General features: G+C 65.9%; 5 protein-coding genes and 1 tRNA gene. 4 read left to right on the top strand and 2 right to left on the bottom strand.

All coding sequences use genetic code 11. From position 1 onward, the window contains the following. The coding region (gene recD / locus Q0C23_RS09785; RefSeq protein ID WP_291512194.1) for an exodeoxyribonuclease V subunit alpha at positions 1 to 1,133 on the top strand (1,133 nt) is incomplete at its 5' end. Between the two features lie 124 nt (positions 1,134 to 1,257). Further along, positions 1,258 to 4,386 (top strand): EAL domain-containing protein, encoded by a 3,129-nt coding sequence (locus Q0C23_RS09790; protein WP_291512195.1) that lies wholly within the window; start codon positions 1,258 to 1,260, stop codon positions 4,384 to 4,386. 51 nt (positions 4,387 to 4,437) lie between these two features. Here Q0C23_RS09790 and msrB read toward each other — a convergent pair whose 3' ends face one another. Both msrB and msrA read right to left on the bottom strand, forming a co-directional pair. Beyond that, the gene (gene msrB, locus Q0C23_RS09795; protein WP_291512196.1) at positions 4,438 to 4,881 is read right to left on the bottom strand and encodes a peptide-methionine (R)-S-oxide reductase MsrB; all 444 of its coding nucleotides are present in this window, start codon (positions 4,879 to 4,881) and stop codon (positions 4,438 to 4,440) included. Between the two features lie 6 nt (positions 4,882 to 4,887). Continuing rightward, positions 4,888 to 5,484 (bottom strand): peptide-methionine (S)-S-oxide reductase MsrA, encoded by a 597-nt coding sequence (gene msrA, locus Q0C23_RS09800; RefSeq protein WP_291512197.1) that lies wholly within the window; start codon positions 5,482 to 5,484, stop codon positions 4,888 to 4,890. Between the two features lie 84 nt (positions 5,485 to 5,568). On the opposite strand from msrA, the gene Q0C23_RS09805 reads away from it, so the two are divergent. Next, positions 5,569 to 6,141 (top strand): DUF4337 domain-containing protein, encoded by a 573-nt coding sequence (locus Q0C23_RS09805; protein ID WP_291512198.1) that lies wholly within the window; start codon positions 5,569 to 5,571, stop codon positions 6,139 to 6,141. A gap of 69 nt (positions 6,142 to 6,210) precedes the next feature. Continuing rightward, positions 6,211 to 6,286 (top strand) — tRNA-Lys (locus Q0C23_RS09810).

Raw genomic sequence — 6,286 nt, forward strand, 5'->3', positions numbered from 1 at the left:
TGCTGGGGGCTCGGCCCGGAACCCGGCGCCTGCGCCGCGATGCCCGCCGGCCGCTGGAGCTGGACCTCCTGATAGTAGACGAGGCCTCCATGATCCAGCACGAACTCATGGCCGCTCTGCTGCGCGCCCTGCCGGCGCAAGCCCAGTTGATTCTGCTGGGCGATCCCGATCAGCTGGCCTCTGTGGAGGCCGGCGCGGTGCTGGCCGAGATCTGCCGCGGCCGCCCCGTCTATCCACCCGCCACGGCGCGCGATCTGGCCGCACGCTGGGGCATCACCCTGACGGCAAGCGCCACGCGCGACGATGCCAGCGCCCTGGAAGCGGCGGTGGTACGCCTGCGCAGCAGCTATCGCTTCCAGGGACCCATTGCCGAGCTGGCCAGAGCCATCCGTGTCGGAGACGTGCAAAAAACCATCGAGCTCCTCCGCACCCACGCCGGGGCAGAGGTGGGCAGCGCCCTCGGCTGGATCGATCCCCAGGCCAATGGCGGACGCGAACGCATGGTGGAACTGGCCGAGACCGCCTGGCGCTCCACCCAGGTACTCCTCGAACAGGTGCCTGAGGAGGCAGCGGCGCACGACGCCTGGGTGCGCGCGCTGCTGCGGACTGTGGATGAGTTCCGCATCCTCTGTGCCCTGCGCGAAGGACCCTGGGGTGTCGCCGGCATCAATGCCGTGATGACTGCCCAGTTGCGCCCGCCCGGCTATCCCGGCGCCTGGTACCCGGGGCGCCCCATCCTGGTCCAGCGCAATGACCCTATCGCCGGCGTCTACAACGGCGACCTCGGCCTGGTACTTCCAGACACTGCGGGACGCTTGCAGGTCTACTTTGCCCGCGGACCCCAGCAGGCGCCGCTATGCCTGCACCCGCAGCGCCTCGGCGATGCCGCCACCGCCTATGCCCTCACCGTCCACAAGGCCCAAGGTTCGGAGTTCCAGCGCGTTCTGCTGGTCCTGCCCAGAGAAGACGCACCGGTGCTCAGCCGCGAGCTGCTCTACACCGCCGTTACACGCGCCCGACGCAGCTTCCTCGCCGTCACCCCCCTGGAAGCGCTGCCCCGGATTCTGGATCGGCACGGGCGGCGCATGAGTGGTCTGGCAACGCGGCTGTTCCCGCAGCTCTCCGGTCCATGAGCCCAATGCGACGGCCCGGCTAGGCAGAATCGGAACCTGGCTTTAGAATGGGGCTACCGCGCGAATGAGAATCCAAAGGGAATTTCCGTCGGAATCTCCGCCATCCTCCATTGTGGGAGCACTCTTGAGCACGACTCCGTTTGAGTTGCTGTCCGATGACGGCGACACACCCCCAGAGGGGCGCCCCGAGCTCGTGCAGGCCCTCGCTGGTCATGAGGATCGAGTAGACGAGGCCATCGTCCGCGCCGTGGACGATTTCTACGCCCATGCGCAGCAGCATCCGGGTATCGGGCCCTTCCTCCAGCGCCTGGGCGAGGGTGGTCTGGACCGCCTGATCCGGGCACAACGTGAGCACGCGTGGGCTATCCTCAGTGTCCTGACGGACGAGGAACGGGATCGGCGCGCGCGTCGGGCGGGGCGTCGGCACGCCCTCTTCGGAGTGGCGCCCGATTATCTGGTGGAGGCAACGGCCCTTTACGCCAACTGTCTTCTCGAGGCCCTGGGTCCCTTTCTGCGTCGCGATAGCCACCTGCGCGACCTCCTGCTGCAGCGCCTCGGTCGTGACCTCAGCGCGCAACTGGCCGGTATGGACGATGCCAGAGCCATCGAGGCCAAAATCACCGAGCAGATCGACCTCCTTCTGGTGGCGGAGTTGCCCGTCATCCAACTCGCCCCGCGCATCCTCGAACAGCTTCTGGCCATTCCTGGCGTTGCCGCCACTTGGCTGGCGGAGCCCGACGGCCGCGGTGGGCTGCGGATCCTGGCCCATACCGGCGAGGGCATGACCAGCTACCTGGAGGGCGTGGACATCCGCATCGATGACAGCGAATCCGCATCGGGTCCGGCGGGCCAGGCCTGGCGGCTCGCTCAGCCGGTGATCGTCGACGACATCGAGACCTATCCGCACTATGGACCCTGGCGCGAGGCGGCCCGCAGCCGCAGCTGGCGCAGCACGGCAACCCTGCCCATCAAACGGGGCGAGCGCGTTCGCGCACTCCTGGGACTCTACAGCAACCTGCCCGGTTTTTTCTCCAACCCCCAGCGGCAGAGGCTTCTGCAGCACTTGGCCGTCATGCTCGGCATCGCCCTGCGTCGGCTCGAGCAGCACCGCCACCTGGAGCAGGTGCACGGGCTCTACCGCGCCTTTCTCGCCGAGGGCGACGTCCTCATCCGCGCCCGCTCCGAAGCGGAAATGCTTCGGCGCAGCTGCCAGCGCCTCGCGGAAAGCGCTTTTTTCAGCGCCGTTGCCGTTGTCCGTCCTGATCGCGATGGCTGGTTCCGACCCCTCGCCTCGGCCGGGCGCGGCAGCAACATCCTGGCAAACCTCCACATCCATGCAGATCAACGGGAACCACCCAGCGTCGTCGGCGAAGCCTGGCAGAGCCATCGGCTGCGCTATCACAACGACTACTGCAGCGACCCGCGCTACGCCGCCTATCACGCCACCTTCCACAGTCTTGGCTGGGCCAGCTCCGCCGCCATCCCGATCCTGCGCGGCGGTGCCCTGTGGGGTCTGCTCACCATTACCAGCGCCGAAAAGGACGTCTTTGACGAGGAAACCTTGCGCGCCCTGGCACGGATCAGCAGGCTCCTGGGCTTTGGTTTGGACGAGCTGGACCTGCGTGAGCGCATCGAGCAGGAACGCAAGGTCCAGAGTTGGATGGCCCGGCACGATGCTCTGACGGGTCTTCCCAACCGCGTGGCACTCCTGGATCGCATCCCCGATGCCATGCAGCGGGCCAACCGAGCGGATCAGCTGCTGGCCATCTGCATGCTGGACCTGGACGACTTCAAGCCCATCAACGACCGCTACGGCCACGCCGCCGGGGATGCCCTGCTGCGCAGCCTCGCCCAGCGCCTGCAGGGGGTTCTGCGCAAGACCGACTTCATCGCCCGCATGGGCGGCGACGAGTTTGCTCTGGTGCTGGAGGGGCTGCAGCGTCTGGACAACCTGGAGCAACTCCTCGACCGGATCGCCCTCGCCATACAGACACCCACGCTCTTGCCCGGCGGCATCGAGGCCCACACCGGCGGTAGTCTTGGCGTCAGCATCTATCCCTTTGACGATGGCGACGCCGAGCAGCTGCTGCGCCACGCCGATCACGCCATGTACCGGGCCAAGATCGGAAAACACCATCGCAGCCATTTCTGGGAGCTCTATCAGGGCACGGAAGAGGGCCGCGAGGAGCCGGCACCCTATGGCACCTTGCTGCACAGCGGCGGCTTGGTCCCCTATTTCCAGCCCATGATCGCCCTGGCCTCGGGCGAAGTGGTGGGCTTCGAGGCCTTGGCGCGCCTGCAGCAGAGCGGCCTGCTCCTGACCCCCGTGCACTTCCTCGGCCAGCTGAACCGCTCCGATCAGCGGGAACTCGCTCGACAGATGCTGATCGAAGCCCTCGAACTCGCCGCCGAGGGCGCGCGTCGGGGCAGGCATCTGGAGGTCTCGGTCAATGTAGGCCCGGATCTGCTCCTGGATAGTTCCTTCACGGATCTGCTGCGCCGGATCCTCAGCCAGAGCGGCGTGGCTCCGTCCCAGCTCACTCTGGAGATTCTGGAAAGCGGCGAGTTTCTGAATCTGGCCCTCGCGCGCGACCGCATCGACGAGATCCGCCATCTCGGCGTGCGCATCGCCTTGGACGACGTCGGCAGTGCCTACGCCTCCCTTCTGCGCCTGCGTGAGATTGCCGTGGATGAGGTCAAGCTCGATCAGGGCTTCGTGCGGGAAATCGGCACGCGCCCCGAGGATCTCAATTTCGTCCTCAACGTGGGTGGCCTGGCTCAGGCCATTGGCGCCCGCTATGTTGTCGAAGGGGTGGAGGACCTCAGCATCCTCGACGCCCTGGGCGTACTCGCCATCCCTTACGTTCAGGGCTACAGCATCGCCCGGCCCATGCCGGTAGCGGAGGTCTGGGTCTGGCTCGAACACTATCGACCGCAGCCGCAGCCGGACCTACCCCAGACCCTGCTGGGTGCCTACGCGGCACATCTGCAGTTCGATGCCGTCCACCGGCTGGCACCAAAGGTCGTACAGAAGCTCCCCAATCTCGGAGACCACGGCGCCTGCCGTCTCGGACGATTCCTGCGGGAACACCGGCTGGAGGATACGAGCCTCGCCGCAGCCCACTGCGCCTATCACGTCGCCCTCGTCCATCAAGATGAGGCGGCGCTGGCCGTGGCACGAGTGGCCATGGCCCGGGCGATACAGGAACTGCAACGCGAAAAAACCGCTTCTGCCTCGACGCCTTCGGTCTGAGCAGCTCCGCCGGGAGAGGGTTTCTGGCCGTCGGTTTGTTCGAGTGAAGCCTCACGGGCTGGGGTGCGGCTGGCCCTTGGGGATGAAGCTGAGGGCGGCGGAATTCAGGCAGTAGCGCAGGCCGGTGGGCGGCGGTCCGTCCGGAAAGACGTGCCCCAGGTGACTGTCGCAGCGGGCGCAGCGAATCTCCGTGCGCAGCATGCCGTGGCTGCGATCCGTGATCTCCTTGAGGTGATCCGGCGCATAGGGGGCAAAGAAGCTGGGCCAGCCCGTTCCCGATTCAAACTTGTCCGCGCTCTTGAAAAGCGGCAGGCCGCAGAGCACGCAGCAATAGTCACCCTCACCCTTCTCGTGCAGCAGGCCACCACAGAAAGGCGTCTCGGTGCCGTGCTCAAAAAGGATGTGGCGCACCGCGGCAGGAAGGTGGCGGGCCAGTTCGGCACGCCGCTCGGGATCGATAGGGCTGAGATCGTAACCGGCGGAAGATACGGACATAGGCTGCTACTCCTGCCCAGGGTTCATCAGAAATTCGGGAAAGATCCGCCGCAGACTGTCCTGCTTGGGCCGGGCCACGGCACAGATGTAGGGCTGCTCCGGATGACGTTGGGCATAATCCTGGTGGTAGGCCTCGGCAGGGTAAAAGGGCGTCGGTCCCTCGATAGTGGTGACGATGGGCGCGGCAAAGACTCCCGCGCGATCCAGCTGCGCCATGTAGGCCCGAGCGACCCGCTCCTGGGCTGCGTTCAAGGGGAAGATGGCCGAGCGGTACTGCGGACCGATATCGTTGCCCTGACGATTCTTCTGGGTCGGATCGTGGGCGACCCCGAAGAACACCTGCAGAATACGACCGTAGCTCAACTGGCTGGGATCGAAATCGATGCGAACGGCCTCGGCGTGCCCCGTCCGGCCACTGCAGACCCGCTCGTAGTTGGCGTCGGCGGCATTACCACCGCAGTAGCCGGAAACCACGCTACGCACACCCTTGAGGGCCCGGTAGACCGCTTCCACGCACCAGAAACAGCCGCCAGCCAGAATAGCCTGCGCCGGCGTCGAGGCGGTTTCCTCGTCCAGCTCGGGGGGTGGTACAGCGACGGCCATGATCGAGCCCTCCCACAGGGTTGACGAAGTCGAGACAAGGACTCAGGATAACGCGGTTTTTCCGCCGACGGCAATCGAGACCCCATGAGCGAACACGGTCTGCACACCCACGCTCCGCACGAGGAGGCCCTGCACCACGAGGGCGGATCCGGCCACCACAGTCTTGGCCAGTGGGTCGCCATCTTCACGGCCATCCTTGCCGCCTTTGGCGCCGTGGTAAGCTATCAGGGCAGCCACCTCATGAACGAGGTCCTGCTCTACAAGAACGAGGCCGTGCTCGAAAAGGCCCGCGCCACCGATCAATGGAACTACTATCAGGCGGTGAGCACCAAACTGCACCTGCTGGAGCTGGGCAGCACCCTGGATCCCGGTAAGGCGCAGCAATTCGCGCCCAAGATCGAGAAATACCAAGCCCAGAAGAACGCGATCCTGAAGGAGGCGCGCGCCCTCGAGACCCAGTCGGGCAAGGCCGACGCCGAATCGGCCCGACTCAATCGGCCGCACAACGATATGGAGATTGCCATGATCTTTCTGCAGATCGCCATCTCCCTGGCCTCCATCACCGCACTCACCCGCCGTACTTGGCTCTTTGGCCTGGGCATCCTCAGCGCTCTGGGTGGCATCGGCCTCTGGGTCGCCGCCATGCTGGCCATCTGAGGCCCAACTTGCCTTGACCCCGGAGCAGGGCCGCCCGATAATGTCGGCCCTGTTCGCGCGACAGGCCCCGGGGGTGTAGCTCAGCCGGTAGAGCAGCGGCCTTTTAAGCCGTGGGTCATGGGTTCGAATCCCATCGCTCCCACCA

The organism is Acidithiobacillus sp. (assembly GCF_023256195.1).
Lineage (GTDB): Bacteria > Pseudomonadota > Gammaproteobacteria > Acidithiobacillales > Acidithiobacillaceae > Acidithiobacillus_A.

Excerpts from the sequence above, each read along its gene's own strand:
- msrB (WP_291512196.1), bottom strand. The coding sequence starts at position 4,881 with ATGTCCGTATCTTCCGCCGGTTACGATCTCAGCCCTATCGATCCCGAG.
- Q0C23_RS09805 (WP_291512198.1), top strand. The coding sequence starts at position 5,569 with ATGAGCGAACACGGTCTGCACACCCACGCTCCGCACGAGGAGGCCCTG.
- msrA (WP_291512197.1), bottom strand. The coding sequence starts at position 5,484 with ATGGCCGTCGCTGTACCACCCCCCGAGCTGGACGAGGAAACCGCCTCG.